The sequence below is a fragment of the Pirellulales bacterium genome, assembly GCA_035499655.1.
Taxonomy (GTDB): Bacteria; Planctomycetota; Planctomycetia; order Pirellulales; family JADZDJ01; genus DATJYL01.
The window spans coordinates 1-2,842 of sequence record DATJYL010000059.1; the positions used below are offsets into that span (position 1 = coordinate 1).

Here is a 2,842-nt window from a genome sequence, read left to right on the forward strand (position 1 = left end):
CCAAACGCAACACGGCCAGTGGCGAATTTCTTAAGGAATCCCCCGCCGCTAGAATAAGCGAACTTGGCGAAGCGGCCCCCCGGGCACTTAGCCGCGCCATGGATATGGTGACCGACAACGTGCCCCTCGTCAAGATGCCGACCAAATTGGCCGGCGGCAATTCGAACCAGACACGTCCCAGCGCATGCTCGCCGGCGAAAAGCGTGCGGACTTTTTGAGCTTGAGTAGCCTGTTCACGAACAACCTTTAGCTGCGACGGGAGAGCACCGTCCGCTCATACTCGCGGATATCACCGATCCAGGCTTGTTCGCTGAGCACATTGTGCTTGGCGCAGTAGTAATCCCAAACGGCGCCCACGGGGAGCGATTTCAATTGCTCCAGCATGGCCAGCCGGCCCGTATAATCTCCGGCCAATTCCATTTCGCGCAGCTTGCCGATGGGCTCCAACAGCGCGGCTAACAGGGCCTTTAGCATGGCGCGGGTGCCAATCACCCAGGCGGCCACGCGGTTAATGCTGGCGTCGAAATAATCCAACCCAATGTGCGTGCGGCCCAGAAAGTTGCCGCGGACCAGTTCCTGGGCAATGGCCAACAGGTCGTCGGTTTGAATGACCACGTGGTCGCTATCCCAACGGACGCCGCGGCTGACGTGAAGCAGGATTCTGTCTAGCCATTGCAGCACGGCGGAAATTTTATCGGCCAATGATTCAGTCGGATGATAATGCCCGGCATCGAGGCAAACCAATTTTTTATGGGCCACGGCGTAACCCAGGTAAAATTCGTGCGAGCCGACAACATAACTTTCCGAGCCGATGCCAAACAACTTGCCTTCGACGGCATCCAGGTTGTGACGCGGATCAAGCGGCTCGGCAAAAATGGCGTCCAGCGATTCGGCCAGGCGCCGGCGCGGCGCAGCCCGATCGACGGGCAAATCTTTCAAGCCGTCGGGAATCCAAATGTTGGTTACGCACACCGAGCCCAGCGCCTGACCCATCGCAGCGCCAATTCTGCGGCAGGCAATGCCGTGGTCGATCCAGTATTTGCGGATGTCGGCATTGGCGTGTGCCAGCGTGAACCCGTCGGCTGCCTTGGGGTGCGCGAAGTACGTGGGATTAAAATCGATGCCAATTTTGATTTGCCGGGCCCAATCGATCCAGCTTTGAAAGTGGGCCGGCTCCAAGCGGTTGCGTTCGATGCGTCGGCCGCCCGTGTCGGCCGGGTCGATATAACAGGCGTGCAAGTTAATGCGGTGCCGGCCGGGTATGACCGACAGCGCCTTTTCAAAATCGGCACGCAATTCCTGGGGTGTGCGGGCTCGTCCCAAATAGTTGCCCGTGACCGCCAAGCCACCCCCCAGCTCGCTGCCGGTGTTCTCAAACCCGCCGACGTCGTCCCCCTGCCAGCAGTGGAGCGAAATGGGAATGCCCGCCAGTCGCTCCAGCGCGGCGTTTGCGTCCACGCCCAACTCGGCATACTGTTCTTTCGCCAGATTAAATGCCTGTTCGATGCGCCGACTAGAGTCCGCCATGGTAGCTCCTGATGCGAAAGCAATTTCAAGAACTTGAATTGCTTTCAAAAAACACGACGGTGGAAGCGTTGCTGACTCAAGGTAACCGATGGCCAAGCACAACTCAAGGGCCGCCCTGGTTTCCGCCCCATGCGCATCGTTTGCCCCTTCCCAACCACGTGTTGGCAATGAATGCTCTGCCACCACCTCGCGTGCGTTCTTCCCCAACGAGCGTGCATTCCTTCCCCCCATCCCCTATTTTCAGCGGGACGCCAGAAAATGGTTGACAAACCTACACTGCAGTGTTATGTTCGCAAATGCAGGGGAAAAACCCGCCTTTTTTGACGAGCTGGCACTCGTCGCTTTTCTGTTTTTTCGCGGGAAGCAGTTCGTTTCGCACGCCCCTGGCCCCCGTCGCACCAATCGAGTTTCGTTCTGCGCGGGGAAATATTTCAGCGGGCGTGCTGACGGCGCTCGCTTCCCCGCGGCAACACTATTAGACGGAGCTTATCTGAACACGGTGGTGTCGCGCCGCCGTATGTGGGATTTCTGTGCGCATGTGTGCGCGCTTTTTTTCAAGAAGGGGCTTTTTCATGTTCAAATCGTCAGGAGTGAACCATGAGAAAGATGAATTTCGGAACCCGTCGATTGCTCGAGCTTTCCGCAGACCGTGTGTTGGTCACGTATTCCAAACCGCGGAGTCGTATCAAATCCATTCTGCATGGTCCGGAGGCATTGGAACCAAGGAACATGATGACCGCCTCCAGCCCGATTTCCATTCTGCCGCCGGAGCCCATCAACGGCGTGGGGAATAACGTCGCCAATCCAACTTGGGGCGCAGCCGATACCGACTTTACTCGGTTGGCTGCCGCGCTGTTTGGCGATGGCATTTCCACCCCCAACGGCCAAGCGTTGCCTTCCGCTCGCGCCATTTCCAACTTGATCGCCAATCAAGATCTTGCCGGCGTCGAGCAGGATTTGAACAACAATCGGAACATGACCGATTTCGTCTACGCTTGGGGCCAATTCATCGACCACGATATCGACCTGACCGAAGGGGGCAGCGTGGCGATGAACATTCCCATTCCCGCCGGCGATCCGACCTTCGACCCGACGGACCAAGGCGACTTGTCGATTGCCTTTAACCGTTCGCAAATCGCCGATGGCACCGGCACCAGCGCCGGCAACCCGGCGCAGTTCGTCAATCTCGATACCTCGTTTATCGACGGCTCGATGATCTACGGCTCCGATGCCGCCACCGCGGCGGCCTTGCGCACGTTTTCCGGCGGAATGCTGAAAACCAGCGCCGGAAACTTGCTTCCGTACAACACGTTCG

Annotated in this window: 4 protein-coding genes; 3 read left to right on the top strand and 1 reads right to left on the bottom strand. The window is 58.1% G+C overall.

What is annotated here, in order from left to right; translation table 11 throughout:
• A partial coding sequence (locus tag VMJ32_03985) for a hypothetical protein (protein HTQ38161.1) occupies positions 1–218 on the top strand: 218 nt, incomplete at its 5' end.
• 28 nt (positions 219–246) lie between these two features.
• Here the strand turns inward: VMJ32_03985 and VMJ32_03990 are convergent.
• The gene (locus VMJ32_03990) at positions 247–1,527 is read right to left on the bottom strand and encodes an L-rhamnose isomerase (GenBank protein ID HTQ38162.1); all 1,281 of its coding nucleotides are present in this window, start codon (positions 1,525–1,527) and stop codon (positions 247–249) included.
• Between the two features lie 88 nt (positions 1,528–1,615).
• On the opposite strand from VMJ32_03990, the gene VMJ32_03995 reads away from it, so the two are divergent.
• Both VMJ32_03995 and VMJ32_04000 read left to right on the top strand, forming a co-directional pair.
• A complete protein-coding gene (locus tag VMJ32_03995) occupies positions 1,616–2,128 on the top strand; it encodes a hypothetical protein (protein ID HTQ38163.1) in 513 nt (170 codons plus the stop codon).
• A partial coding sequence (locus VMJ32_04000) for a peroxidase family protein (protein ID HTQ38164.1) occupies positions 2,125–2,842 on the top strand: 718 nt, incomplete at its 3' end. The genes VMJ32_03995 and VMJ32_04000, both read left to right, overlap by 4 nt.